33 protein-coding genes and 1 tRNA gene are annotated in these 23,373 nt (G+C 69.4%); 19 read left to right on the forward strand and 15 right to left on the reverse strand.

The features are described from left to right. Positions 1-71 precede the first annotated feature (71 nt). Together OF380_RS20135 and OF380_RS20140 are read left to right on the forward strand one after the other, a co-directional pair. On the forward strand, positions 72-1,094 hold the full coding sequence (locus OF380_RS20135) for a lipid A biosynthesis lauroyl acyltransferase (protein ID WP_264047071.1): 1,023 nt from the start codon (positions 72-74) through the stop codon (positions 1,092-1,094). Between the two features lie 19 nt (positions 1,095-1,113). Then, positions 1,114-1,887: a DUF1223 domain-containing protein gene (locus OF380_RS20140; RefSeq protein WP_264047073.1), complete on the forward strand. Its 774-nt coding sequence runs from the start codon at positions 1,114-1,116 to the stop codon at positions 1,885-1,887. Between the two features lie 154 nt (positions 1,888-2,041). Here the strand turns inward: OF380_RS20140 and OF380_RS20145 are convergent, their stop codons facing one another. The 3 genes from OF380_RS20145 to OF380_RS20155 all read right to left on the reverse strand — a co-directional run bounded on the left by OF380_RS20145 (position 2,042) and on the right by OF380_RS20155 (position 5,436). Further along, on the reverse strand, positions 2,042-3,322 hold the full coding sequence (locus tag OF380_RS20145; protein ID WP_264047074.1) for an aminopeptidase: 1,281 nt from the start codon (positions 3,320-3,322) through the stop codon (positions 2,042-2,044). Between the two features lie 103 nt (positions 3,323-3,425). Beyond that, complete coding sequence (locus tag OF380_RS20150) at positions 3,426-3,719, reverse strand: DUF2218 domain-containing protein (RefSeq protein WP_238280622.1); 294 nt, start codon at positions 3,717-3,719, stop codon at positions 3,426-3,428. Between the two features lie 259 nt (positions 3,720-3,978). Continuing rightward, positions 3,979-5,436, reverse strand: coding sequence for an FAD-binding oxidoreductase (locus tag OF380_RS20155; protein WP_264047076.1), 1,458 nt, complete (start codon positions 5,434-5,436; stop codon positions 3,979-3,981). A gap of 139 nt (positions 5,437-5,575) precedes the next feature. Here OF380_RS20155 and OF380_RS20160 point away from each other — a divergent pair, with 139 nt between their 5' ends. From OF380_RS20160 to OF380_RS20170, 3 genes are all read left to right on the forward strand, one after another. Then, the gene (locus OF380_RS20160; protein ID WP_264047078.1) at positions 5,576-6,274 is read left to right on the forward strand and encodes a fumarylacetoacetate hydrolase family protein; all 699 of its coding nucleotides are present in this window, start codon (positions 5,576-5,578) and stop codon (positions 6,272-6,274) included. Positions 6,275-6,278: 4 nt separating this feature from the next. Next, a complete protein-coding gene (locus OF380_RS20165) occupies positions 6,279-6,755 on the forward strand; it encodes an NUDIX domain-containing protein (RefSeq protein WP_264047080.1) in 477 nt (158 codons plus the stop codon). Between the two features lie 122 nt (positions 6,756-6,877). Continuing rightward, positions 6,878-6,952, forward strand: a tRNA-Gly gene (locus OF380_RS20170). Between the two features lie 244 nt (positions 6,953-7,196). Here the strand turns inward: OF380_RS20170 and OF380_RS20175 are convergent. Together OF380_RS20175 and OF380_RS20180 are read right to left on the reverse strand one after the other, a co-directional pair. After that, a complete protein-coding gene (locus OF380_RS20175) occupies positions 7,197-7,670 on the reverse strand; it encodes a hypothetical protein (RefSeq protein WP_147018819.1) in 474 nt (157 codons plus the stop codon). A 147-nt stretch (positions 7,671-7,817) separates the two neighbouring features. Next, positions 7,818-8,198: a hypothetical protein gene (locus OF380_RS20180; protein WP_147018818.1), complete on the reverse strand. Its 381-nt coding sequence runs from the start codon at positions 8,196-8,198 to the stop codon at positions 7,818-7,820. Between the two features lie 199 nt (positions 8,199-8,397). On the opposite strand from OF380_RS20180, the gene OF380_RS20185 reads away from it, so the two are divergent. Then, positions 8,398-8,652 (forward strand): hypothetical protein, encoded by a 255-nt coding sequence (locus OF380_RS20185; protein ID WP_147018817.1) that lies wholly within the window; start codon positions 8,398-8,400, stop codon positions 8,650-8,652. A gap of 142 nt (positions 8,653-8,794) precedes the next feature. Here OF380_RS20185 and OF380_RS20190 read toward each other — a convergent pair whose 3' ends face one another. Further along, positions 8,795-9,370 carry a hypothetical protein gene (locus tag OF380_RS20190; protein WP_147018816.1) on the reverse strand — a complete coding sequence of 192 codons (576 nt, stop codon included), beginning with the start codon at positions 9,368-9,370 and terminating at the stop codon, positions 8,795-8,797. Between the two features lie 152 nt (positions 9,371-9,522). On the opposite strand from OF380_RS20190, the gene OF380_RS20195 reads away from it, so the two are divergent. From OF380_RS20195 to OF380_RS20205, 3 genes are read left to right on the forward strand one after another with little or no spacing between them, the layout of a single operon-like run. Next, positions 9,523-9,921, forward strand: coding sequence for a hypothetical protein (locus tag OF380_RS20195; RefSeq protein WP_147018815.1), 399 nt, complete (start codon positions 9,523-9,525; stop codon positions 9,919-9,921). A gap of 11 nt (positions 9,922-9,932) precedes the next feature. Beyond that, positions 9,933-10,259 (forward strand): hypothetical protein, encoded by a 327-nt coding sequence (locus tag OF380_RS20200; protein ID WP_147018814.1) that lies wholly within the window; start codon positions 9,933-9,935, stop codon positions 10,257-10,259. After that, positions 10,256-10,522, forward strand: coding sequence for a hypothetical protein (locus tag OF380_RS20205; protein WP_147018813.1), 267 nt, complete (start codon positions 10,256-10,258; stop codon positions 10,520-10,522). The genes OF380_RS20200 and OF380_RS20205 overlap by 4 nt, the downstream gene beginning before the upstream one ends. Before the next feature lie 32 nt (positions 10,523-10,554). Here OF380_RS20205 and OF380_RS20210 read toward each other — a convergent pair whose 3' ends face one another. After that, the gene (locus OF380_RS20210; RefSeq protein WP_147018812.1) at positions 10,555-11,148 is read right to left on the reverse strand and encodes a metallophosphoesterase family protein; all 594 of its coding nucleotides are present in this window, start codon (positions 11,146-11,148) and stop codon (positions 10,555-10,557) included. A gap of 303 nt (positions 11,149-11,451) precedes the next feature. On the opposite strand from OF380_RS20210, the gene OF380_RS20215 reads away from it, so the two are divergent. From OF380_RS20215 to OF380_RS20260, 10 genes are all read left to right on the forward strand, one after another. Then, positions 11,452-13,152, forward strand: coding sequence for an AAA family ATPase (locus OF380_RS20215; RefSeq protein ID WP_147018811.1), 1,701 nt, complete (start codon positions 11,452-11,454; stop codon positions 13,150-13,152). Next, entirely contained in the window at positions 13,149-14,426 is a 1,278-nt protein-coding gene (locus tag OF380_RS20220; protein WP_264047087.1) for a hypothetical protein, read from the forward strand. Before OF380_RS20215 ends, OF380_RS20220 begins: the two co-directional genes overlap by 4 nt. A 97-nt stretch (positions 14,427-14,523) precedes the next feature. After that, entirely contained in the window at positions 14,524-15,693 is a 1,170-nt protein-coding gene (locus OF380_RS20225) for a DNA methyltransferase (RefSeq protein ID WP_147018809.1), read from the forward strand. A gap of 34 nt (positions 15,694-15,727) precedes the next feature. After that, positions 15,728-16,654: a pPIWI-associating nuclease domain-containing protein gene (locus OF380_RS20230; protein ID WP_147018808.1), complete on the forward strand. Its 927-nt coding sequence runs from the start codon at positions 15,728-15,730 to the stop codon at positions 16,652-16,654. A gap of 123 nt (positions 16,655-16,777) precedes the next feature. Next, positions 16,778-17,254, forward strand: a complete 477-nt coding sequence (locus OF380_RS20235; RefSeq protein ID WP_147018807.1) for a hypothetical protein — start codon at positions 16,778-16,780, stop codon at positions 17,252-17,254. 323 nt (positions 17,255-17,577) lie between these two features. Next, entirely contained in the window at positions 17,578-18,972 is a 1,395-nt protein-coding gene (locus OF380_RS20240) for a P-loop NTPase family protein (RefSeq protein WP_264047088.1), read from the forward strand. A gap of 12 nt (positions 18,973-18,984) precedes the next feature. Then, entirely contained in the window at positions 18,985-19,203 is a 219-nt protein-coding gene (locus OF380_RS20245) for a hypothetical protein (protein ID WP_147018805.1), read from the forward strand. 4 nt (positions 19,204-19,207) lie between these two features. Next, positions 19,208-19,390 (forward strand): hypothetical protein, encoded by a 183-nt coding sequence (locus OF380_RS20250; protein WP_147018804.1) that lies wholly within the window; start codon positions 19,208-19,210, stop codon positions 19,388-19,390. After that, positions 19,377-19,730 (forward strand): hypothetical protein, encoded by a 354-nt coding sequence (locus OF380_RS20255; RefSeq protein WP_147018803.1) that lies wholly within the window; start codon positions 19,377-19,379, stop codon positions 19,728-19,730. Before OF380_RS20250 ends, OF380_RS20255 begins: the two co-directional genes overlap by 14 nt. Positions 19,731-19,732: 2 nt before the next feature. Then, a complete protein-coding gene (locus tag OF380_RS20260; RefSeq protein WP_264047090.1) occupies positions 19,733-20,149 on the forward strand; it encodes a hypothetical protein in 417 nt (138 codons plus the stop codon). On the opposite strand, the gene OF380_RS20265 is transcribed toward OF380_RS20260, so the two are convergent. The 8 genes from OF380_RS20265 to OF380_RS20300 all read right to left on the reverse strand — a co-directional run bounded on the left by OF380_RS20265 (position 20,128) and on the right by OF380_RS20300 (position 23,267). Continuing rightward, entirely contained in the window at positions 20,128-20,634 is a 507-nt protein-coding gene (locus tag OF380_RS20265) for a hypothetical protein (RefSeq protein ID WP_147018801.1), read from the reverse strand. The two genes, OF380_RS20260 and OF380_RS20265, sit on opposite strands and share 22 nt — an antisense overlap. Before the next feature lie 97 nt (positions 20,635-20,731). Next, on the reverse strand, positions 20,732-21,568 hold the full coding sequence (locus OF380_RS20270) for a phage antirepressor KilAC domain-containing protein (protein WP_186812997.1): 837 nt from the start codon (positions 21,566-21,568) through the stop codon (positions 20,732-20,734). A 163-nt stretch (positions 21,569-21,731) separates the two neighbouring features. Next, a complete protein-coding gene (locus tag OF380_RS20275) occupies positions 21,732-21,920 on the reverse strand; it encodes a hypothetical protein (protein ID WP_246687734.1) in 189 nt (62 codons plus the stop codon). Further along, on the reverse strand, positions 21,907-22,092 hold the full coding sequence (locus OF380_RS20280) for a hypothetical protein (RefSeq protein ID WP_147018800.1): 186 nt from the start codon (positions 22,090-22,092) through the stop codon (positions 21,907-21,909). Before OF380_RS20280 ends, OF380_RS20275 begins: the two co-directional genes overlap by 14 nt. Then, positions 22,089-22,466, reverse strand: a complete 378-nt coding sequence (locus tag OF380_RS20285; RefSeq protein WP_147018799.1) for a hypothetical protein — start codon at positions 22,464-22,466, stop codon at positions 22,089-22,091. Before OF380_RS20285 ends, OF380_RS20280 begins: the two co-directional genes overlap by 4 nt. Next, on the reverse strand, positions 22,463-22,654 hold the full coding sequence (locus OF380_RS20290; protein WP_147018798.1) for a hypothetical protein: 192 nt from the start codon (positions 22,652-22,654) through the stop codon (positions 22,463-22,465). Before OF380_RS20290 ends, OF380_RS20285 begins: the two co-directional genes overlap by 4 nt. After that, positions 22,651-22,890 carry a hypothetical protein gene (locus tag OF380_RS20295; RefSeq protein WP_147018797.1) on the reverse strand — a complete coding sequence of 80 codons (240 nt, stop codon included), beginning with the start codon at positions 22,888-22,890 and terminating at the stop codon, positions 22,651-22,653. Before OF380_RS20295 ends, OF380_RS20290 begins: the two co-directional genes overlap by 4 nt. Then, positions 22,887-23,267: a hypothetical protein gene (locus OF380_RS20300; RefSeq protein WP_147018796.1), complete on the reverse strand. Its 381-nt coding sequence runs from the start codon at positions 23,265-23,267 to the stop codon at positions 22,887-22,889. Before OF380_RS20300 ends, OF380_RS20295 begins: the two co-directional genes overlap by 4 nt. Between the last annotated feature and the right edge of the window lie 106 nt (positions 23,268-23,373).

Raw genomic sequence — 23,373 nt, forward strand, 5'->3', positions numbered from 1 at the left:
CTCCGGCCAACAAATGAATTATGCCAGGGATCAGGGTCGTCGCTGGAACGCCCCGCGTCACGGGATTCGTTTTGCTCCGCCTCGCCCTCGTCCTGAAGCGTCACCTGCCCCGCCTCGCCGGCCTCGCCATGATCCCCCTCATCCGGGGACTGTTCTGGCTGGCGCGGAGCCTGGGCGCTGAGCGCGCGAGCCGGGTCGGCGGACGCCTTCTCCGGATCATCGGTCCGTTCCTGCCCGCCCACCGCACCGCCATGGCGAACCTGCGAGCCGCCTTCCCGGAGCGGAGTGAGGCCGACATCCGCGCCCTGGCGGGTCAGGCCTGGGACAATCTCGGCCGCACCGGCGCCGAGTACGCGCACCTGCAGACCCTGTTCGACCTCGACCTGGCGGACCTTTCGGCCAGCCGGCACATCACGGTGGCGGGCGAGAGCCACTTCGCCGATCTGCGCGACGACGGGAAACCGGGGCTGATCTTCTCGGCCCACCTCGCGAACTGGGAATTGCCGGCGATCTGCGCGGCGAAATTCGGCCTCGACGCCACCGCGATCTTCCGTCCGCCGAACGATGCGGCCTCCGCCCGGCTGGTGCAGGAGGTCCGCCGCCAGACCATGGGCGGGCTGGCGGCGGCGGGGCAGGGGGCCGTCTTCGCCATGCAGGGCGTGGTGGATCGCGGCGGCCATCTCGGCCAGCTCATCGACCAGCACTTCACCCGCGGCGTCGTGGTGGAGTTCTTCGGCCAGCCGGTACTCGTGAACCCCCTGCTGGGCAAGCTCGCCCGCCACTACGATTGCCCGGTCCACGGGGCCCGGGTGGTGCGTCGCGAGGGAACACGCTTCCACCTGGAGCTCACCCCTCCCCTCGACCTGCCCCGGGACGCGGGGGGCGCCATCGAGGTCCAAGCCGCCATGCAGGCGATGACGCGGGTGATCGAGGACTGGATTCGCGAGAATCCCGGCCAGTGGCTGTGGATGCATCGTCGCTGGCGCCCCGCCATGCTGCCCAAGCCCAAACCGACGGGATCCGGGCCGACGGCGGCCGAGCCGGCGGATCGAGGGACCGTGATGCAGGCGGCCGGTCGTTCGGCGGTATCGTGACGCCATGAATCATGACGCCATGGATCGTGACACCACGGATCGCGCCGCCACGTTCCTCCTGCGCCGGGCCTTCGGGCTGGTCCTCGCCGCGGTCCTGGCGGCGACTGCCCTGCCGGCCGGCGCGGGCGAGCGGAACCCGGTGGTGATCGAACTCTACACCAGCCAGGGCTGCGCCTCCTGCCAGCCGGCCTCGCGGGTGCTCGGCGAGTTCGCCCGGGAGCCGGGCATCATCGCCCTGACCTTTCCGATCACCTATTGGGACTACCTCGGCTGGAAGGACGTCTACGGCCTGCCTGCCTTCACCGCACGGCAGCGGGCCTATGCCGCCCTGCGCGGCGAGCGGCAGGTCTTCACCCCCCAGGCCATCGTGAATGGCGAGCCCTCCATGATCCGGTCGGACCGGATCTCCCTGGAGCGCGCCCTGCGCCGCGCCCGCGCGAACAGCGCGACCCAGGTCTCGGTCCGCAGTTGGGAAGAGGGGGACCGCATCTGCGTCGATGTCGGCGCGAGCGCGGCACCGGACGCCCAGGCCGACCTCTGGCTGCTCCCCGTGATGCGTCATCGCCGCATCGCCATCGGCGGCGGCGAGAACAAGGGGCAGGTCGTCGACTACATCAACGTCGTGCGCGGGATGCAGCGGATCGGCCCCTGGACGGGACGCGCGGCGCATTTCGAAGTCCCGCGTCATGCGGCCAAGGTGGCGGAAGCGGATTCCTACGTCGTGGTCCTGCAGGGGGCCAGCGAAGGGCGGCCCAGCCGCATCCTCGGCGCCGCCAAGGCGGAGGGGTTCTGACAGCCCGAACCGTCGTTCGACCGGGCGACCCGCAGGCCTACCACCCTGATGGCGCAGGCAAGCGGGTCGGCCCGCGACCCTGCTGCATCCCGGCCGGACCCATGCCCAGTCTCACGGCCCCCAACCGCCGGTCCGGGTCAGTGAGATCCGGGTTTCAGTCGACCCATTCGCCGGCCCGCATCACCGGGACGGCGCGGCCTTCGGCGGAAAGGCCGTCGACATCCACCTGATTCGATCCGATCATCCAGTCGATGTGGATCAGGCTGCGGTTGGCGCCGCGCGCGGCGAGATCCGCCTCGCTGAGGTCTGCCCCGCCGTTGCGGAAGCATTTGCTGTAGGCCTGCCCCAGGGCGATGTGGCTCGCGGCGTTCTCGTCGTAGAGGGTATTGTAGAACAGGAGACCCGAGGCGGAGATCGCCGAGGAGGCGGGCACCAGCGCCACCTCGCCGAGGCGGCGGGCACCCGCATCGGTCTCCAGTACCTTGGCGAGCACGTCGCCGCCGGTCCGGGCGCTGGCCTCGACGATGCGCCCGCCCTCGAAGCGCACGGTGATCCCGTCGATCAGGGTGCCCTGGTAGGAGAGCGGCTTGGTACTGGTGACGGTGCCCTCGACCCGGTCCTTGTGGGGGGTGGTGAACACCTCCTCGGTGGGGATGTTGGCGTTGCAGACGATGCCGCTGCGCGAAGCCGAGGCGCCGCCGCACCATTCGTGATCGTCGGCGAGCCCCACAGTGAGATCGGTGCCGGGACCGGTGAAGCGCAGGGCCGCGAAGCGATGGGCGTTGAGGGTGCCCGTGCGGGCATGGAGGGCCGCGTTGTGCTCCGCCCACGCGGCCACGGGATCGGGTCCGTCCACCCGTGAAGCCGCGAAGATCGCGTCCCACAGGCGGGCCAGGGCCTCGTCCTCGGGCAGGTCCGGGAAGACCGTCCGGGCCCAGGGCGCGGTGGCCGCCGAGACGATGGTCCAGTTGGTGGCGAAGTTGGCGATCAGTTCGAGAGCCGGGACGTAGGCCTGCGATCGGGCGCGGTTGGCCCGTGCGACCTTGACCGAATCCTGCCCCGCGAGGAGGGACGGGTCGTCCCCCGCGATGGCGAGGCGCGCAGCACCGTTGCGATAGGCCTCCGCCATGCCGGCATAGAGCCAGCCGGGGGCCGTGTCGAAGGCCTCATCCGGCGCGTAGGCGAAGCGTGCCAGGGTCGCGGCATCGTCCGCGTAGAACGTGGTGACGAGGGAGGCCCCGGCCTTGTAGGCCTGCTCCGTAATGGCGCGGGCAAGCGGAACCGTCTCCAGGGGCGCCGTGATCACGAGCTCCTGCCCGGGCCGAAGCCCGAGGCCGACCTTCACCGCGACTTCGGCGAGGCGGTCCAGCCGTTCGGCGAGCGGTGCTGCCGTCGACGGTGCGACCCCCTGAGCCGTCTGCGCGCTTCCGTCCATCCCGTCTCTCCCAATCCAAGCCTCACGCGCTCAAGATCAGGTCTCGGGACGGCAGGTCAACCCGCGGCGAATCGGACAGGTGGCCGACGCTCCGGATGAAGGCTCAGGCGGCGCGCGACCAGGTGATCTCGCCGAGGTTCTCGCGGAAGGCGAAGCGCAGGAGATGGTCGGAGACCACGTTCTCGAGGCGCGTGAGCGCGGCGGGATCGGGGGTCGCCACCCGCATCAGCAAGGCATCGGGGCCGGCCTCGAAGGTGCAGACCCGGTCCTCGCCGAAGGGCACGCGTCCGGAATCCTCGGTGGCTTCCACCGGGAACTTGTGGCTCCAGTGACGGCAGAGCTGCTTGAGGTAGCGGCTCGCCTCGGCGGTCGGAACGCGTGCCTGGGAAATCGGCATCGAACGGGTCTCCTGCTCGGTCTTCGGTCGCGGCCCGCCCGAGCGGGCCGCCTGGTCGCGACGGCGGCGTTGTCCCCTCATGAGAGATGGGAAGCGTTAAGGCCCGGCTAACTCGCCGCAGCGCACCCAGCCTCTCGTCATTGCGGCTCAATGCCTTCCGTCATCAGCGCAGCCGATTTATGGCGCGCTGCGGTCGACAATTTGACGCGTCTTTGTGCGGCGCACAACAGTAATGCGGCCGCGCGCGAACCAGTTCCGGCTAAATTTTTATTGCGGTCGGCTCAATTGCGGGTGAGCCTGAAATCGTCTCCGCCAAGACCTTGCCGGGATTCAGAATACCCCGGGGGTCGAGGGCCAATTTGAGGCTGCGCATCAGATCGAGGGCGACCGGGTCGGCGTAGCGCGCGAGTTCCTCGCGCTTCAACAGACCGACGCCGTGCTCGGCGGCGATGGACCCGTCGAATTCCTGGACGATGTCGTGGACGATCCGGTTGAAGCGCCCCCACTGATCAAGAAAGGCGGCACGGTCCGTCCCTGGCGGCTGGCTCAGGTTGAAGTGGATGTTGCCGTCGCCGAAATGTCCGAAGGCACAGACCCGCAGGCCCGGCAGCGCGGCCTCGCAAGCCTCCGTCGCCCGGTCGAGGAAGGTGGGCAGGCGCGAGAGGGGCACCGAGACGTCGTGCTTGATCGAGGCGCCCTCGGCCTTCTGCACCTCCGAGAGGCTCTCACGCAGATCCCAGAACGCCCGCGCCTGCGCCTCGCTCGTGGCCATGGCGGCGTCCTCCACGAGGTGCTCGGAATGCGCCCGGTCGAGCATTCCTTCCAGCGCCCCGGCGGCATCCGTGCCCGGCCGGGTGCTGGAGAGTTCCACCAGCGCGTAGGCCGCGTGCGTCCCGGCGAGGGGCCGGCGCGCACCGGCCCGGTGACGCAGAACGATCTCCAGCCCGAACGGGGCAATGTACTCGAACGCGGTGAGCGTCGCGCCGGCCTCCGCCCGCAGCCTCTCGAACAAGGCGAGGGCGCCCTCGGTCGAAGCGAGGCCGACGAAGGCCACGGCGCGGGACAGGGGCCGGGGATGGAGTTTCAGCACCGCCGCCGTAATGAGGCCGAGCGTGCCTTCCGAGCCGAGGAAGAGATGCTTGAGGTCGTAGCCCGCATTGTCCTTGCGCAGGCCCTTGAGCCCGTTCCAGACTCGGCCATCAGCCAGCACCACCTCGAGGCCGAGGACGAGGTCGCGTGCGTTGCCGTAGGCCAGCACCGCCGTCCCGCCCGCGTTGGTGGAAAGATTGCCACCGATGCGGCAGGACCCTTCGGAGGCGAGCGAAAGCGGGAACAGCATCCCGGCCGCCGCGGCCGCCGCCTGCACATCCGCCAGCACCATACCGGCCTCCACCGTGATGCTGGCATTGACCGGATCGACCGCGCGCAGGCGCGTGAGCCGCGCCATCGAGATCACGATGCCGCCCTGCGGGAGCCCGCCGCCGACATGGCCGGTATTGCCGCCCTGCGCGACCACGGACACGCCAGCCTCTGCGCAGGCCCGCACCGTGAAGGCGACCTCGGCCGTGTCGGCCGGCCGCACCACCGCCAGGGCGTGCCCCCGGCGCAGGCCCCGCGTCTCGGCGAGATGGGGGGCGAGATCGGCCGCGTCGGTGAGGACGTGAGGGGCCCCGAGCCGTTCGGCCAGGCGGGCGAGCAGAGGGGAGGGGTTCGTCACGGATACGTCTCGCGCGCCGGCGGGATGGCGCAGCCCGGCCTGACCCCTATGATAGGATGGGGAGGCCGCCCTGTGCAGGGCGAGCGACGGGTCGCCGCGCCATATCTCCCAGCAGCCCATCTCCCGAGGTTGGAACCCCATGCTGTCCGTGATCCCGAACCCGCCCCGCATCGCCCTGCCGATCGTCGGCAGCGACGACCTGTTCCCAGTCCGGCGGGTCTACTGTGTCGGCCGCAACTACGCGGCCCATGCCCGCGAGATGGGCAAGGACCCCGACCGCGAGCCGCCGTTCTTCTTCATGAAACCAGCCGACGCCTTGCAGATCGTGGCCGGAGAGGCGACCGCCGATCATCCCTACCCGCCGCGCACCGAGAACTACCATTTCGAGGTGGAGATGGTGGCGGCGCTGGGCCTCGGCGGCCGCGACATCGCGGAGGCGCAGGCCATCCATCACGTCTACGGCTACGCGGTCGGTCTCGACATGACCCGGCGCGATGTGCAGGACGAGGCCAAACGCCTCGCGCGGCCCTGGGATCTTGCTAAATCTGCCGATGCTTCGGCCCCGATCGGCCCCCTGCATCCGGCCTCCGCCATCGGCCACCCGACCCGTGGCGCCATCACGCTGGCGGTGGATTCGGGCGAGCGTCAGCGCGGCGACCTCTCGGAGATGATCTGGTCGATCCCGGAGCAGATCGCGTTGCTCTCGACCTATTTCGAACTGCAGCCGGGCGACCTCATCTTTACCGGCACGCCGTCCGGCGTCGGCGCGGTCCAGCGGGGTGAGACCATGACGGCCGCCGTCGAGGGCCTGGGCGCCATCCGCCTCCGCGTGGTCTGACCGGATGATCCTCGATCACCCCTGGGCGATGCGGCTGTTCCACCTCGGCGCGCTGGCGACGCGCGGCATGACCCTCGGCGTGCGTGGGGCCGCCATCGATGCCGCCGGCCGGGTCTGTCTCGTGCGCCACACCTACGTCTCCGGCTGGCACCTGCCGGGCGGCGGCATCGAGGCGGGAGAGAATGCCGCGGAGGCCATGATCCGCGAGTTCCGCGAGGAGGCCGAGATTCTCGTCGATCCCGGCCAGGGCCTCAGGCTCCACGGCTTCTACCACAACCGGGCGGCGGCCGGACGCGACCATGTTGCGCTCTACCTTGCGCCCGCCTTCAGGGTGCGGGCGCCGAAGGCACCGGACCGGGAGATCGCGGCCTGCGAATTCTTTCCCCTCGATGCCCTGCCGCCGGAAACCACCACGGCCACGCGGGCCCGCCTGCGCGAGATCGCCGGGGAATTGCCACCGGCGACCCTTTGGCAACCGTGACGCCGGCAAACAGCCCCGGTGAGCGGCGCTCGATTCAGCGCTTGCAACGCTCGGCGGAATGGTGTTTAGAGACGCCGTCCGGGGCCGCCGGCGGGTCTTCTCCTCCAGCGGCGCGGTTGTGAGCGGGTGTAGCTCAGGGGTAGAGCACAACCTTGCCAAGGTTGGGGTCGAGGGTTCGAATCCCTTCGCCCGCTCCAATTCACTCGGACTAATTGGAACGCTATATCAACGCGTTAGCATAGGCCGCCTTCGGGCGGCCTTTCGCGTTTCAGGGCCCCTGGGTCGTAAACTGGGTCGGAAACGGCTGAAAACCCCGCTCGGGAGGGGTCCCGGCAGGGCGACGGCGGCATCCGGGTCCGAAACCAATCGGACCCGTCAGAATGTCGCAGGACCATCATCCCACCGCCCCCGTGGCCCAATCCAGGCCACGGCCCCGTCCGATCAGGCGACGGCGGCGGGGGCTGGTGTGCGATTGCGCACACGGGCCTCGGCGATCAGGGCATCCTCGCGGCCGAGGAGATTTCGGGCGATGGCATCGTCTGCCTCGGTCGTCCCGGTCTTCACCTTGCCCCGATAGGCTTCGAGCCAGTCCGTCGCCGGCGGCTTGATCCCGAGGGACTTCAGCCGGGTCATCCACGCGTCCATGCCACCCCGGTCGATCCGCTCGCCCACGACGAGAGCCAGGATGAAGCCGGGGCTATCGTCGCAGATGCGGACCTTCCGCAGCGCGTTGTTCAGCGTGGTCCTGGCCGTGTCGAGCCCGGCCTTCCGGTCGGCCTCCACCGCGTCGAAGTTCGGGACGTTCGGGTTGATGACGAAGAGGCGCCCAAGCCATTCCTCGGCATTGTCCACCCGACGCAACGCTGTCTGAATGCGCCCGCCCAGGCGCATGTCTGCATCTTCCATATTCGGCATCGCATCCTCCATGGGCGCACCCTGGAGGCCGTGCGTTAAGGGGCTCTGGGGCGGACGCGTCCGGGCTCACCTGATTTTCGAGCCTTGGTTTGCGCCCCGTTACTTCCTCGCCTAGTAACGCCGAATTCGGGGAAGGTGTCCCGGCGCTCAGCCGAAGAGCCGGACCCGGACGGAATGCGTGACCGGCTCCTTCGCGAAGCCGCGGCCGACCAGCGCCTTCGAGGCGTGGCGCATCACCGAGATCAGGTCGACGTTGTGCACAGCGTTCTTCCCAGCCGTCCGGAGGGCCTCGACGGCGCCGTCGCGTGCCAGCACGGCTGCGACGGCCGAGGCGATGGCACTGTCGACGGCATGCGCCGGCGGGACCCCGGCCTTTTTCAACCGGGCGCGCTCGTCGCGCTTCCTCGTCGCCTCGGCCCGGCGGTAGGCGGCCGCATCTGCGCTCGCCGTGGACGGCGTGGGCATGGGCTCGTCGTCCTCACGAAGGGCGTCGAGCATCTCAGCGACGAAGGCGTCAGACTCGGTCATCGGGGCTCTCCTGGAGAGAGCATCCCCCTCGGGCTGGATAGCCACAACCGGACATGTCCGGACACGTCCGGACGCGTCCGGCCAGGGTGTTCGTTTACCCTGTCGCCAGCCTCAGCTCGACAAGCCGCCCGGGATCCCGATCTCCTGGGCGGACCGAACGAAGGAGGCCGCCCTGACGTATCATCGCTCTGCTCACGACGTGGCGCACTCCTTCGAGACCGGCGCCTGCTCCATCGCCCTCGGGATCGGCGGCGCTGTCCTCGCGGACGCCCGGCTCCGCGCGGGGGACCGGGCCACAGCGGCCCATCTCCGCGCCACCGCCGCCCGGGTCCGGGCCTCGCGCCACGCCCAGGCTCAGGCCGCCACCGCGCGGGCCGAGGCCGACCGTGACCGCGACATCGAGATCCGCCGGCAGAAGCTCGTCGTCGCGGCCCGGCGCGCCGGCGTGGCATGACGTGATGCCATGACGTGCTCAGTAGATGCCGCCGCGTGCGCACGGGGGGTAGCACAATCCCCTAAATGAGCCGATCACGGGTTTGTGAACCACAAAAAGCCCGCCCCGGGCGACCGGGGCGGGCTTCGTGTTCGGGCCTGGATCAGGCGGCCTTGCGGTAGAGAGGGTCGTCGGCCAGCAGGTCATCGAAGATCTCCCCAATGACCTCCGTCTGCGCCGCCCGGGCATCGTGGGCCCGGACGCCCTCGGCCAGGATGGCCGCGGTTCTGGCGGCCTCGGCCGCTTGATGCTCCATCAGGCTCGGGGCCCGGGGCAGACCGGGGATCACAAGCTCGCCGAGCAGATGCCGGCCGATCCGGCTCAGGTCCTGCCGGCCGAGCTCGCGCCGCTGCACGATGTTGAGGCTGTCGAGGTAAGCAAGCGCCGCCTCGTCGAGGCAGGCAGCCTTGGCCTCGTCGCCGTCGTTGAGCGGCGCGAGGTAGGCGAGAGCGCCCAGGCCCCACTCCTCGGCCGGGAGGAGGGGGCGCGGCGCGGCCGGGGCGACCGGCTCGGCCAGGGCCGCTTCGAGCTCGGCCTCGGCGGCCGGGGTCTCGGGCTGTGGAGCCACGATGGCCCGGACCGTTTTCCAAACGATTCGGCCGCTCTCGATGACGGCGATGATGACGAATGCCGCCATGGCGGCGAGGAAGGCACGGAGGGCGGCGAGGACTTGGCGCATGGCGCGGGCTCCTTGAGGGGGGACATCGCAAGCATGGCCCTGGGCGACGAAAGGCACAGCCACCACCCCCCTTGTGGCTGGCCACGGGATCCATACCATCGAACTCAGGTCGGCCTCGCCGACCGCCACGCCGCACGGGAGACCTCGGCATCATGCGCACCGCCAGCAACATCCATTTCTCCAAGCCCGTCACTCCGCTCGACGCCTCGGCCCGCGAGCAGCTCGTCGACGCCCTGCACGCCGCGGGCTCGCCGACGGTCTCCTACGTCCGCGTTATCGACGCCGACTGGCAGCCCATCGCCCCCGAGCTCGACCTCGTCGTCCAAACGTCTTCGACCCGGGCTGCGCGTGAGGTCTGGGCTGCCTGGGCGCTGGAACAGGACCTCGACGGCCGATACCGCGTCGAGGTCCTCGCCACGAACCCGCTGGCGCCTGGACGCAAGCGCCGCCCGCGCGAGATGGGCTACGCCGCCGACGTCGACTTGGACCTGATCGTGCTGGAGGCCGAGCTCGCCGAGCTCGACGCTGCCGACCGCGCCCTCGGACTGTGAGGGGTGCGGCAATGATCACCTTCCTCGCCACGCACACCGACCTGGTCCTCGCGGTCCTGCCGCTGCTCGTCGACGCCGAGAGCGTGCGTCAGGCCGTGGGCGGTTGCCGCACTCGCGCCGCCGCACAGCGCGTCACGAAGCTCCTCGCCGAGGCCAAGGGTCCAATCTTGCCGGACTGGTTCGTGTTCGATCCGCCCGCACCGGGAGACGTCGTCGCCGTCCTTGGCGACGGCGACGTCCTAGCTTGGTCGGAGGTGCAGCCGGGGGAGCCACCCGAGCTCATCGCTTGGATGGACACGCACTCGGGGTCGGTCGTCTGGCGCGAGCCGCTCGCATGACGCCCGACCTGCTCGCGGCCGCCGGCATCGCCCTGTTCGGTCCGGAGTGGAAGCGCACCCTCGCTACCGCCCTCGGACCACTTTTTCCTGCGGGACCACGGGACTCACTAGACCCAAGGTCGGTCCAGCGATGGGCGACCGGGCAGAAGCCCATCCCACCCTGGGTCGGCCCCGCCCTGCAGCGCCTCCTCCTAGCCGAGGCCGAAGGCCTGGAGGAGCAGGCCAGGGAGCGCCGGGCGGTCGCCGAGCAGATAGCTGGATAGCCGAAGGGCCCGGGGATGACCCGGGCCCTTCTTCATTCACCGTCCTCTTCGGGCTCCGCGGGCCCTAGCAGGGCCTCCGGGAGCGTCGGCGTCTCGGCCATCCGTTCCATGATCTCGGCGAGGCCGACTGGCCGGTAGCGCCAGGCGTCGACCCCAACGTCCAGGCTCAGGGACGTGCCCGGAAGCTTGTTGTGGGAATGCCCGTAGAGGTGTCGCGTCCCCCTCCAAACTCCGTCCCACGTGCGCATGGCGTAATGAGACAGGACGAGACGAACCCCGTCCACGTGGATGGTCCGCAGCTTCTCCGGCGGGTCGGCCCAGCCGAGCTGCACGTGCCGGTTCTTGTCATGGTTGCCCACGATGAGCCGCTTGGAGCCGTTCAGCCTCGCGAAGACTTCCTGGCACCGTTCGGCCGAGGAGTTCAGTGCGAGATCGCCCAGGTGGAAGACATCATCACCCGGCCGAACGGTGGCGTTCCAGGCATAGATGAGGTCGTCATCGTGCTTGGCGATGTCGTCCCACGGGCGCTTCTCCATCGCCAGGACGCCCCGGTGCCCGAAATGGGTATCCGAGGTGAACCAGGTCCGATGCGAGACGAAGGTCGATTGGATCTTGGGGTTCTTCATCAGGGCAGCCTCCTCAAATCATGAGGGGGCTGCCGCACGCGCGGTCACGCCCCCGGGGGGATCTCTCGGATTGCGTGGCGGGATATGCGTTTCACGGCGTGCCTCGTGGCGGTGTGTGGCGAAGGGATCGCAGCTCCGGATTCGGCGATCAAGGCGGGATTTTCGGCAGGGTTAAGCGTTCCCTGGTCGGATTGCCTGGGCTGGGAGCAGGCGGGAACGGCCTGCCACCACTGGTTTGAAATTGCCTATCGAGTCATGGTGGCAAAGCCGAGCTTCCCTTGCGGCCTCACCCTGGTCTCCTTGATGCCGTTTTTCACCCAAGACCATCTACGCCTCTCCCTGGAGTACCTCGCCGCGAACGGGCACCCGCAACTCATCACCCTTTTGGCGATGTTCCGGACGCGTCTCGAAGTCGGCGACACGGACGACGACGCGAGCCCTTTCGGCGCCCGTGACGAGAACCTGCTCCTGACCGATTTCTTCAAGCCCTCCGGCGGGCCGGAGGAGCGGCCCCTGTACGTGCCGTTCGGCTTCGGGCTTGGGACCCCGTCGCCCTGGCGCGACCACCTCTACGCAAGCCGCAGCCTTCAACGCATGCGGAAGGACCGGCAGAACGCCGGCATCGCCTTCCGTCAAAGCACTGCCGACAACCGCCGCTGGAGCCTGAGGTCGGACTTCATCGAGCACCTCCGGGACAAGAGCGCCGACACCGTCGGCTCCATCCCGTTCCATCTCGCGATGCTGGCCGTGTGGATGTACCGGACCGAGCCGTTCGAGAGCGTCGAGGAAGCGGTGCAGCGTCTGGTCGCCGACCTGTCGCTCGACGACTACGGCGTGATCGGCACCGTCTTCTCCACCGCCGTCCCAGGCGATCTTGCGGGTCTGCCCATGCAGGGCCAACCAATGGAGCCGTTGGAGATCCTGGCCCTGTTGGTCGTCCCGGCTGCGCCTCCTGCCGAGCAGGTCGCGGAAGAGGACGTGGACAAGCCCGGGGACGAGGCCCCCGGCAGGTGGGAGATCAATGCCGCGGATCTCGGCGACATGGAGGGGCTGGTCGGGCTGATACCCGCCGCGCTCCAGGCGCTGGCCGCGCTGCGGGCGGGCATGCATGTCATCTTCACGGGCGCGCCGGGAACCGGGAAGACATCGCTGGCCGTCCTCCTGTGCGACAAGGCCGGATTCCCGTCATGGACCGCCTCGGCCACCGACCAGTGGACGACGTTCGACACCATCGGCGGCTACTTCCCGGCCGTGCACCGCGAGGGCGCCGGAGAGCAACTCGACTTCCTGCCCGGGCACATCGTGGAGACCATCGAGCAGCGGAAGTGCCTCGTCATCGACGAGATCAACCGCGCCGATATCGACAAGGCGTTCGGCGAGATGTTCACGCTGCTGTCCGGGCAGCCCGTCACCCTTCCATTCCGCCGCCGCGATGCGGACGGCAACTTCCGGCGCCTGCGCCTCGTCCACGGGCCTTCGCTGCAGGAGAGCGACCTCGAACCGATCCAGGTCCCGCCCTGGTGGCGCATCCTGGGCGCCATGAACGATGCGGACAAGCAGAGCCTCAAGCAACTGTCCTACGCCTTCATGCGGCGCTTCGCGTTCGTCTCGGTCCCGGCGCCGCCGCCCGATGCCTACGAGGGGCTCATCCGTAGGAATGCCGAGGACCTGCCGGACGGGCTCGTCGACACGCTGGTCGGTCTATTCGCTGACGAGCGTGCCGGCTTCGGGTCGGTTGGCATCCCCTTCGGTCCCGCCATCCCCCTGACGATGATCAGGCACGCACGACAGCGTCTGGCTGTCGATGCCGCCACCTCGGACGCAGTCCTCATGCGGGAGCTGCTCGAAGCCTACGTGATCCCTCAGATGCAGGGTCGCGCGGACTTGCACGAGGGCGTCGACGCGCTCCTGTCCGGTAGCCTCGGCGCCGAGGCGGCCGTCTTCGAGCGACGGTTGGCCGTCTGGACCGGATACATCGCGCCGCCCGAGGATGACCGGGAGTGACGGGTCGTGCCCGGTGGGTGGCGGACCTGACCACGTCCCGCCACGTCCACCGCTTCCTGACGCGCATCAGCGCAGCCTCCGACCCGGCCGAGGCTCCGGCCATCGATGAGGCGCAGTTGCGGGCCTACCTCGATAGCCTCCGGGGCGGAGCGGACGATGCCCGCACCCTGGTGGAGGTCATGGAGCTCATGACCCGGGGGTACGTCGAGTTCATGCAGACGGAATTGCCCAAGCTCTTGGCGGTCCTGTCGAACCGCACCGAGCATGTGCGCGAGGTCGTCGGTCCGGGGCTGCGTGGCGTCGTGCGTTGGGACCTGACGAAAGTGGGACGGGCCAACCGGACGCTTCCAAGCGCCCGGTACATCTCCAACGTTCAGCGGCGTTCCTACGAGACCCCTGAGAACGCGCTGCTCGTCTGGTTGCTGACCGACATCGAGCGCGCCGTCGCCCAGATCGGCAAGCGCATCGGCACCCGGCGCCTGCATCCCCTGCTGCGCCTTCTACGGGACGAGAGCCAGGCGGCTCTCCGACATGAAGCCTTGTCGAGCGTGGAGGCCGTGCGCGCCGTTTCCCCTCACATGATCCACGCCGCGAGGCACAATCGCCAGCCGGGATACCGGGCAGCGGCCGCCCTCGTTCAACGCCGGCGCCGGATGCAGGAAAGAAGCAGGGCCGCACGTTGGTCGCTCATGCTCCAACTGCTCCGCAGCAATTGGCTGGAGCCGGTATCCGACGATGACCTGTTCGAGATCTACGGCCTCTCGACGGTCCTGTCCGTCCTTTCTGAGGACCTGGGCCTTGGCGAACCCGTGCATTACGGCCTGCTTGGATCGACCCTGGAACCGGCCGCGACCTACCGGATGGTGGATGCGACCGTGCGAGTGTGGTTCAACCGGACGCCCGGGCGTGTCCTCGGCATCACCAGCCGGTACGCGACCGTGAACGCCACCTATAGCGGACTGGGAGGGTTCGACCGGCGGCCCGACATCATGCTCGTCCTCGAACGAGGGCTGGACCGCCGCACCTTCCTGGTCGAGGTCAAGAACGCCGGGACCAAGGCTTACCTGCGAGACAGCGTCTACAAGGTCTTCGGTTACCTGCACGACTACGCCCAGGTTTTCGCGGACCGCCCGACCGACCTCGCTGCGCTCTACGTCCCGGAAGGCATGGTCGGATTTCTCGGGACAGAGGAAGCCGCGTCGGGCATGACCATCGTCTGCGAGGGCGACAGACCCCGACTGGCGAGCGCCCTCAGGTCGGGCCTCGGCCTGTAGCAGACTGTCCACTCCGATACCGGCATTGCCCGTTGACTTCGGGTTCGTCACCGCGTTGGCTGTCGGCAGGCGTGATCACTCCTGAGTACCAGAGATAATGAACGACCAGGCATTCAAGCACGGCGCGAAAGCGGAGGTCGAACGCCTCCTGACCATCGAAGAAGTCGCAGAAACGCTGCAGGTGTCGGCAGTTACGGTCCGACGCATCGTCGCGAAGGAGGAGCTCGCCACGGTCCGGATCGGAGAGCGCCATATACGCGTGACGCCGACAGCTCTTCAGGCGTACATCGATGGGCAGGCCCGTCAGCGGCCAAGCGCGGTTCGGCCGATTACCGAGACGGCGAGGCCGGGAAAGAGGACCGCTCCGGCAAAGGTGTTCGAGGGCGTCACCGGCTCGAAGCTTTCGTGGACGGTCATCCAGGCAGACGCCGCGCAGGGCATGAAGGGGCTCCCTGCTGAGAGCGTCGACTGCATCGTGACCTCCCCACCGTACTACTGGCAGCGCGACTACGGCTACGATGGTCAGATCGGCCACGAGCAGACCATCGACGGGTTCGTGCAAGCGCTCCGGGAGGTGTTCTCCGAGGCGCGACGCGTGCTGAAGCCGACCGGAACCCTGTTCCTGAACATCGGGGACACCTACTACTCGGCGAAAGGCAAGCCTCACGGCCAGGACCTCAAGAACGCGGGACGCCAGATGGCCCGAAAGGTCCTCCGCGCCGTCGACGGACCAGGGCTTGGCCTTCCGCGGAAATCGCTGATCGGCATCCCATGGCGCGTGGCCCTGGCCCTGCAGCAGGATGGCTGGACGCTTCGCAGCGACATCATCTGGGATCGACCAGGATCGCTGGGGGAGCCGACTGCCAAGGACCGTCCCTGGAGGCGCTTCGAGCACATCTTCATGTTCTCGCGGGCGCCACGCTACTTCTTCGACCGGACCGGGCTTGAGGGCAGCGAGGACATCTGGACCTTCCCCGCCCGACCGGACAACCCGGCGCCCCACTTCGCCCCCTATCCGCGCGAGCTCGTGTCCCGATGCCTCGCCATCGGTTGCGTACCGGGCGGGGTGGTCCTCGACCCGTTCGTGGGTAGCGGCACGACGATGGTCGCCGCCCTGGAAAGCGGCAGACCAGCCATCGGCATCGATCTCAATCCGGAATACTGCACCCAGGCGCTACGGTGGGTTTCGGAGAAACCGCGAGCCCGCCGTCGCCCAGCCGGAACCGACGCCCGCGCCACGAAACTGCTGCCGGGCCTTGAGGCCTGAGGCATCGACCCGAACACCTCGGTGACAGTCCGCCATGAACTCTCCTACGCCAATCAACGCCGGTTCCGCTGCGCGCCTACCTGAGGAAGTCCTGCGCGGGCTGAAGCCGTTGGCTCCGGATGAGTTCTCGCGGCAACTGCTCGATAGCGCCGCGAGCGTGATCGAGGATCAGGGCAACTTCCTGCGACTGAACTACTTCTCCGTCGCGGTTCGTGTCTTCTTCGAGCACATCATGGGCACGTTGTCGCCCGACGACCAAGTGTCGAGCTGCCCCTGGTTCCAGCTTGAGGACGGCCAGGACAAGCCGACGCGGGCGCAACGCATCAAGTATTGGCTGCAAGGCGGCTTGACCGACGATTACCTTGTTGCCGAACTGAGCCTCGACCCCGCCCCATTGCGCAAGCGCCTGATGAAGGCGTTTAGCCGCCTCAGCAAGCATGTTCACGTTCGGGAGAACACGGTCGTTTACGAACCGGCAATCCAAGCCACCGAGATCGATCAGGCGACGTTGGCGGTCGAGGAGCTCCTGTTGGCGTACCGCGACTGCCGGAATGCGCTCTTGGAACCTCTAGCCGAAGCTCTCGACGAGGAAGCCGTCGACACCCTCATGTCCGAGACCATCGGAGACATCGACGAGTTGGCCACGCATCACTCGCTCGAAGAGGTCTATACTGCTGACACGTGCGTTCTGGACATCGGCCCACGGTTCGTAAGGTACCAGGCGTCGGGGACTGTCTCGGTCCTGCTGCAGTACGGCTCCAACTCGGACGTGAGGCGCGGTGATGGCGCGGAGATGAGCACAAGCTTTCCCTTCGCCGTCGAGTTTGAGGTGCCTCTGGAAGAGCCCCGCGACTTGCGGAACGCGCATATCGTTTCCGGGGTCGATACTGCATCCTGGTTCGATGTGCCTGATGACGAGGACCTGCCTGACGTAGCCGACGACGCAGACTCTCCATTTTGAGGCGGTAGGGCGGTGTGGGTCGTTGCGCGGCCTGCCGTTTCCTCCCACTCGGAAGGTCACACGTCTACCCTCATCGAACCCTTTCCGCCTTCCAGGGAGCGACCGGTCTGATACGATGACGGCATGCGCGTCTCCCTCCACCCGGTCCCAGACACACCCGACGCCGTCGGCACCCTCGACGGCGAGGTCCTCGTCGCCGTCGGCCGAGAGCTTCAAGTCAACGGCCGCGTGATCCCCCAGGACGATGTCGGCGACGCCCTGGCCGAGGCGGTCGAGGTCGCCGCGACCGCGCTGTTCGGCGGTGATTATCTGGGGTCGCTCTCGCGGGTCCTTGGCCTCAACCGGCGCTCGACCGTCAGCGACAGGGTGGCACGGAACGGCCTGCCGGCCTGGGCCCTGCACATCCTCGGCTACGCGGCAGGGCACCCGGCGCCGCGGGCTCTCGGATACCTCATGTTGGCCGCCGCCGAGATCCTCGACGCCGAGGCGTCCGCGACGGCCCGGCGGGCGGAGCTCGGGACCCTGGCGCATCAGGGCCTGGAAGACGCCTTGGCGCTGGTGGAGCGGGCTCGCACGATGAAGGTGCTCCCGCGGTCGTAACGCTTTCTTCAGAGGTGACGGGGTAACCTCATCGAACGCGTCTGATTTCCGATCAGGTGCGAGGTGGAGCACCCGTCATGAAGTCCATTTCCCGCTTTGAAGCGGCTGAGCCCCTGTCCGCGCACAACATCCTGTGCGGCACGCTCCCCCCTCCAGACCGGCGCGACGAACACCCATTCGTCCCGCTGATCACATACCTGGACGTGCGCTGCCCTGAGCAGCCGCACGGCTGGAACGCCACGGCCGACGTCTTTTTCGACGACATCCTAGCTGGGCTGCTCGGGTCCGCCTGCGGCATCCGCGAGGCCCTGCAGCGAGGGACGATGGATCTCGCCGCGGCCCGCATCGCCGTCGAGACCCTTCGCAAGCGCTGCATCGCCCATGGCGAACGGCTCGACGCGTGCAACGTCTTCGCCGAACACGATGACGTCGAGAAGGCGGTGACGGACACTGCCCGCCTGCGTGCGCATTGCGATGTCGGGCTCACGGGCTGCGGGGACCTCACGGCCCTGGCGCGCCTCGCGGAGATGGGGGAGACGTGCATCCTACTGCGGGCGGACGGCTTCGTGGATTTCGTGCTGGGCGCCCGGGCCTATCTCGCCGGTGCCGACGAGACACCGCTCGTCTGGCGGCAAGGTCCGCCCCTCCCTCTGATCGCACGCAGCCTGGACCTTGGGCGCTCGATCCTAGCCCGGCGCGAGCAGGCGCAGGTCCGGGAGACCCATGCCGAGGCGATGGACGACGACTGCGCCGGCATCCGGCGGATCGCGTCGTCGGCCCCGGACCCGGCCATTGACCCGGAACCGAGGACCGAGCCGGGCGTGACCGGCCTGTCACTCGTCGTCATCCCCTCGCTCAAGCACTTGCCGCTGCCGAGCAAGCACTCCCGCGACAGAGGCGATAGCCCGCGTGCCTTGTGCGAGGACCTCTCCGAGAAGGCCTTGGCTCTGACGCCGGCGCCAGATCCGGCCGCGTTCAGCGCGAGGCTCCTGGCGGACTACCCGTGGGCTGCGGAAGTCATCGAAGCGTACGCCCAGGATCTCGTCGGAGCTCCGTTCGCACGGTTCCGACCCCGGACGCTTGTTAGCGGAGCCGGTGGGGGAAAGACCTCGTTTGCCCGGTCATTGCTCCGGGCGGCGGGCCTGCCCGAGGTGCTTTACTCCGCCGCGGGCGTCATGGATGGCGGCAATTTCGCGGGGGCGTCGAGGACCTGGAGCACATGGCGCCTGTCGGTCCCGGGCCAGGGCGTCTTGCGGTTCGGGCAGGCGAGCCTGGGGGTCATCATCGATGAAGCGGAGAAGGCAGGTCCGTCCCGTCGGTGGGGCCGGCTTGACGAGACGCTTTTGCCGTTCCTCGAACGGGGCACGACCGCTCGGGCCATTTTCGACCCGGCGCTGGAGGTGCCACTCGATCTGAGCGGCATCAGCTACATCCTGACGGCGAACGAGGGCCGGGGCATGTCGGGGCCCTTGCTGGACCGGGCACCCCCCGTGGAGTGGCCAATGCCACGCCGGCAGGACATGCCCATCGTCGCGGCCGCAATCCTTGACGAGCTCCGTCGCGAGCGGGGCCTCGATGAGGTCTGGTGTCCGCCCTTGGATAGGGATGAGCTCGACGCCCTGACGGCGTGGCGAGGAGGCTCGATGCGCCCCCTACGCCGCATGGTCGAGGCCGTGGTCTCCTCCCGCGAGACGTTCGCCCGCCGTCAGCCGAACTAGGAGGATACCGTGGTGTCCTTCCTTCGCCCCGCCTCGCCGGCGGGAATGATGCGGCTCGCCTACGGCCTGCTCGTCCGCGTCGGCGACCCCCAGTGCCAGGACGGCGCCGCCAAGGTCTCGGAGCTCCGGCGCCGGGTCTCGGAAGGCACGCTCGATCCCGAGTGCGCGGCCGCCCAGGCATGCCGGCTCGCCCGGACCATTCTCGCCACCACCCCCAACGCCAAGGAGTAGCACCATGCCTCGATCCCAAGATCCCACGACCGCCCAGCGCATCCAGGGCCTGCAGCATGCCTGGGGCATCCTCGTCTTCGAGGTCTGCGAGGGCAATCTCACCTACGACGACGTCACGCCCATCATCGACATGCTCGCGGCCAGCATCGACGAGCTCAAGGCTCGGGCGGGCGATGCCCCTGTCTGAGCGGGTCGACGTCTACCGGCACCTGCGCCTCCGCGTCCGGTGCTGGTCGGTCCGCGTCAACGGCCGGGTCGTCGACCACGTCGAGGCCATCGCCCTGCGGGACGTCCGCCTCGTGATCCGCCCCGGGGCGCTCGCCCGCGTGAGAGCCCGTCAGATTCGCGAGGTCTGTGCACATGCCCGGGGCACCGTAACTGACGCGCCCCGGCCGGAGGGCGCCAGGCGCCTCCGGTTCTGTCCCTACGCGGGGACGACTTTCACCGCCGACGGCGAGCCCATGACAGCGGCCGCCGCAGCATGGTTCGAGGCCGACGGTTCGGCTTGGTGCACCCTGGAGAATTGAGCATGCGTTCCATGACCCTGTCCCTGGCCCTGGCTCTGCTCGCGTCCGCCAAGGCGCTCGCCGGCGAGCCCTCATTCCCCGCCGAGGGAGACCGCTGGCTTCTCGACGTCCGGTCGGCGCCGTCGGGCGGTCAGGGACGGTTCGCCCGTGTCCGTGCCGAACCCGACGCCCGATCCGGATGGGCGACGCACGTCATCTGCGGAACCGTCGACATCCGGACCGGCCGGGAGACCATCGCGCTGCGCGCCGACGGCGTGGCGGCCCGCGCGCGAGGCGGTTGGCTAGGGGGCACATTCCCGGCGCCGACATCAACCGGCACCGGCGGTTTCACGGTCCTGTCGCAGGACGGCCTGGACGCTCGCGTGGAGATGTCAGCACCGTGCCAGGGCGGACACGGTCAGTTCTCCTCGGGCGACTGAGCGGCCTGCGCGGCCGCGGCCTTCGCGGCTTCCTTGGCGGCCACGGCGGCCTCGATGCGGGGCAGCGCTGCAGCCAGCGCGGCCTTACCACGCTCGGCATCGGCGCGCCGCTGGTCCGAGCGACGGCGGGCGACGGCCTCGGAGAGCTCGTCCTCCCCCGCCGCGGCGAGGAGTAGCTGCGCCGTGTGCCTGGCGTACTCGCGGGCGCTGGCGACTGCCTGCGGCGAGGGGACGCCATCGCCGTCGCGCCACCGGCGCAGGGTACGGTCGCCCTCACCGAGGAACGGCGCCAGCTTGCCCAGCCAGTGGTCGCCGTGGGCGGCGCGGCCGATCAGCTCCAGCGTGCGGAAAGGGCTCTCGTCGAGGGGCGGGGCACCGTTGGCGCCGATGGCCTCGCGGGGCGCCGGCAGGGGAGGCGGCAGGGCGGCGAGGTAGTCCTCGATGTCGATGTGACGGTCGTCGCGGGGCGTCGTAAGGTCGAGCATGGATGGGCTCCGTGCCTGCGCGGCATGGCCTGCGCGGCGGGTCTCCGGAAGGGTGACGGGAAGCTACGGGGGCGTAGCTTCCCTTTCCTCGCAGGGCTCAGAACCCGGGCAGCTTGCCCTGACGGGAGAGCGCCGGCGGCTTCACGCCGAGAAGCCGGGCGTAGTGGACGACCCCCTTGCCAGTGACCTGCGTGACCGGCTTCGGCGTCGAGCCGTAAGGCTCCCAACGGACCTTGAGGAGGCCCCGGTCGATCAGGTGCTGCTTGGCGCAGAGGCTCTTGGAGCGGCGGTAGATGTCGCCCCGGGCGAGAAGCCATTGGATGAAGCCGTTGGACTTCTGGCCGAGGGCCTTGCCCGCCTCCTGCAGGCCCCAGGTGTCCTGGCTCTCGACGAGGGCTTCCTGGAACGCCACGGCCGGCGCGGCGGCCTCGATCTTCTCCTGAAGGGCCAGGTTCGCGCTGGCGTAGTGGCCGATGAGCTCCAGCGCCGTGGCCGGGTTGCGCATCAGGTCCATGAGGGCGGCCGCACCATGGGCGGGGGCCGGGGTGCCGTAGCCGCCGGTCTGGCGGATGGCGGGCAGGACCTCCGAGGTGACCCAGCGCCGGAACCGGTGGGCGACGCTGCCCGGCGTCATCGCCGTCCGGCTCCGCAAGACCATCGTGTAGAGGCCGCTCTCGGTGACGACGAGCAGGGACTGGAGCCCACCAGGGGTCGGGATTGAAGCCCGACCCTTCTCGTCGTCGTCGAGCTTGCCCACGGCGTCCGAAACGTCGCGGAGGTCGATGGCCTCGCAGACGTCGCTGGCCACGAACCGAGGCTCGCCGCCGAGGGGCACCACACGGACGGGGTGGCCGTCGAAATAGAAGGTGGAGGGCGCCGCCGGGGGCGCGACGGGGACGAGCCCCATGGTAGAGATGAGTGCAGCTTTGGACACGGGACCATCCGGGTCTGGAGCAAGGCCCTCGGCTCGGCGTCTCACCGCCGGCTGGGGGCCGACCCCTCGGTCGAGAGGCTGCCCCTAAGCGTAGCGATTCGGTAGGGTTACCGCTACGTTAACTGCCGGAAATCCGGCGAACGGGTTGAAATTTCTTCCGGGGTCAGCTGGCGGACACCCCCTCGCGCAGGGCATCCGGGTACAGGGCGCCTGCGGCCAGGGTCACGAACACGGCCATGAAGTAAGTGCTGGTGTCCGGGTCCGCCCCGTCGGAGAGGCGTGCCCGGGCGGCCGCGAGGGCATCGGTCAGGAACAGGCGGGCATCGCGCTCGTCTCGGTCACGGTCGGTCACGGTCAGCCTCTGCGGCGTCGAGGGCGCGCACCGCCCGGTCGAGGGCGGCCTGAAGGGTGTCTGGCAGGTCGCGGTCATCGGGAAGCCCGAGGTACCAGCGTCGCGACCGAACGAGCTCGCGCGCCGCGGCGACGACCGCCCGGACGGCCGGGTTCTGGGTGGCGGTGCTCACGCCTCGCGCTCCTCGCCCCAGCCCTTGAGGATGCGGTAGCGCCGGACGAGGGCGACGAGCGCGACCGATTGGACCGGGCTCAGGACGTAGGCCGGGGCGCCGTCGCAGATCCTATCGCGGACGGGGATCAGGGTGATGCCGTCGGGCCGGAGGACCTGAACCAGGCGGCCGGCGCCGAAGGTCGCCATGCCCTCGCTCTCCATCCACGCCAGGATCGCGGGCATCACCGAGGACGAGATCTCTCGGACCGGGTAGCCCGGTGGCAGCACGCCCTGCAGGGCCTCGATGTGGTCGGGGACGGTCCGGCAGGTGGCGGCCGCCGGCGTCGCGAGCGCGAGGGCGAGGATGGTGGCTCCGACGACCTGGGCGCTCATCGACGGGGGATCCTACGGCGGGAGGCGGCCTCGATGGCCGCGGCGACCTCGGCCCGGGCGGGACGGGGTGGGACGGCCTTGCCCCGAAGGACGGCGACGACGCCATCGAGGGCGGGGTCGCGCGGGGGCGGATCGGACGGGAAGGCGACGCAGGCGATGGCCAGCAGGGCGAGCGCTTCCGGGGTCACGGGGTCGGCTCCACGATCTTGCCGACGGCGTCGAGCCGGTCGCGGCAATCGGCATGGGCGTCCCGCAGGTCGGTCACGTAGCCGGCGACGTCGCGCTGGGTCCCGCCACGGCGCCAAGCCGGGGCCTCGGCGCAGGTCAGAAGAGACGCGGGGACCGAGGGCCTGCCGAGGCCGACGGTCTCGCACCCGGCGAGCCCGAGGGCGGCCGCGGCGGCGAGGATGAGGCGGCGGGTCACCGGCGGCCCTCCAGGACGTCGCGAAGGACCGGGGCGACGGGGGCGTCATCCGAGGCCGGCGCGGTGAGGATGCGGTCACGGGTCGACCGGGACGCCTTCGCCCGAGCCGCCGCTTTTCCGGCGACGCCCTCGACGGCCTTGGTTCCGGCGACGGCGGTGGCGGCCGCGGCATTCGCCAGGTCGCGCTCGGTCCGGGCGGTCGCCAGGTCGGCCTCGATGGAGGCGACGTAGGCGGCACCGGCCAGGATCACCGCGACCGCCGCGAGGGGCAGGGCCAGCTTCCGGAGGTAGACGACCGCGAGGGCGGCCGCCGCGAAGGCGACGAGGGCGCTGATGCCGAGGGGCGTCCAGACCAGGGCGAGGAACAGGTCGAGCATCAGCGCCTGCCCTCCATGACGATGGAGACGATGGCGCAGGCGGCGGCCAGGGGCGCGCACCAGCCGAGGAGGCTGCAGCATGAGATCACCGCGATGGAGGAGGTCG

The organism is Methylobacterium sp. FF17, assembly GCF_025813715.1.
GTDB classification, from domain to species: domain Bacteria; phylum Pseudomonadota; class Alphaproteobacteria; order Rhizobiales; family Beijerinckiaceae; genus Methylobacterium; species Methylobacterium flocculans.

Bases quoted from the DNA above. Each gene is read 5' to 3' on its own strand.
- OF380_RS20140 (WP_264047073.1), top strand. From the start codon at position 1,114: ATGGATCGTGACACCACGGATCGCGCCGCCACGTTCCTCCTGCGCCGG.
- OF380_RS20145 (WP_264047074.1), bottom strand. From the start codon at position 3,322: ATGGACGGAAGCGCGCAGACGGCTCAGGGGGTCGCACCGTCGACGGCA.
- OF380_RS20150 (WP_238280622.1), bottom strand. From the start codon at position 3,719: ATGCCGATTTCCCAGGCACGCGTTCCGACCGCCGAGGCGAGCCGCTAC.
- OF380_RS20160 (WP_264047078.1), top strand. From the start codon at position 5,576: ATGCTGTCCGTGATCCCGAACCCGCCCCGCATCGCCCTGCCGATCGTC.
- OF380_RS20165 (WP_264047080.1), top strand. From the start codon at position 6,279: ATGATCCTCGATCACCCCTGGGCGATGCGGCTGTTCCACCTCGGCGCG.
- OF380_RS20175 (WP_147018819.1), bottom strand. From the start codon at position 7,670: ATGCCGAATATGGAAGATGCAGACATGCGCCTGGGCGGGCGCATTCAG.
- OF380_RS20180 (WP_147018818.1), bottom strand. From the start codon at position 8,198: ATGACCGAGTCTGACGCCTTCGTCGCTGAGATGCTCGACGCCCTTCGT.
- OF380_RS20190 (WP_147018816.1), bottom strand. From the start codon at position 9,370: ATGCGCCAAGTCCTCGCCGCCCTCCGTGCCTTCCTCGCCGCCATGGCG.
- OF380_RS20195 (WP_147018815.1), top strand. From the start codon at position 9,523: ATGCGCACCGCCAGCAACATCCATTTCTCCAAGCCCGTCACTCCGCTC.
- OF380_RS20200 (WP_147018814.1), top strand. From the start codon at position 9,933: ATGATCACCTTCCTCGCCACGCACACCGACCTGGTCCTCGCGGTCCTG.
- OF380_RS20205 (WP_147018813.1), top strand. From the start codon at position 10,256: ATGACGCCCGACCTGCTCGCGGCCGCCGGCATCGCCCTGTTCGGTCCG.
- OF380_RS20210 (WP_147018812.1), bottom strand. From the start codon at position 11,148: ATGAAGAACCCCAAGATCCAATCGACCTTCGTCTCGCATCGGACCTGG.
- OF380_RS20215 (WP_147018811.1), top strand. From the start codon at position 11,452: ATGCCGTTTTTCACCCAAGACCATCTACGCCTCTCCCTGGAGTACCTC.
- OF380_RS20225 (WP_147018809.1), top strand. From the start codon at position 14,524: ATGAACGACCAGGCATTCAAGCACGGCGCGAAAGCGGAGGTCGAACGC.
- OF380_RS20230 (WP_147018808.1), top strand. From the start codon at position 15,728: ATGAACTCTCCTACGCCAATCAACGCCGGTTCCGCTGCGCGCCTACCT.
- OF380_RS20235 (WP_147018807.1), top strand. From the start codon at position 16,778: ATGCGCGTCTCCCTCCACCCGGTCCCAGACACACCCGACGCCGTCGGC.
- OF380_RS20240 (WP_264047088.1), top strand. From the start codon at position 17,578: ATGGATCTCGCCGCGGCCCGCATCGCCGTCGAGACCCTTCGCAAGCGC.
- OF380_RS20250 (WP_147018804.1), top strand. From the start codon at position 19,208: ATGCCTCGATCCCAAGATCCCACGACCGCCCAGCGCATCCAGGGCCTG.
- OF380_RS20255 (WP_147018803.1), top strand. From the start codon at position 19,377: ATGCCCCTGTCTGAGCGGGTCGACGTCTACCGGCACCTGCGCCTCCGC.
- OF380_RS20260 (WP_264047090.1), top strand. From the start codon at position 19,733: ATGCGTTCCATGACCCTGTCCCTGGCCCTGGCTCTGCTCGCGTCCGCC.
- OF380_RS20265 (WP_147018801.1), bottom strand. From the start codon at position 20,634: ATGCTCGACCTTACGACGCCCCGCGACGACCGTCACATCGACATCGAG.
- OF380_RS20285 (WP_147018799.1), bottom strand. From the start codon at position 22,466: ATGAGCGCCCAGGTCGTCGGAGCCACCATCCTCGCCCTCGCGCTCGCG.
- OF380_RS20300 (WP_147018796.1), bottom strand. From the start codon at position 23,267: ATGCTCGACCTGTTCCTCGCCCTGGTCTGGACGCCCCTCGGCATCAGC.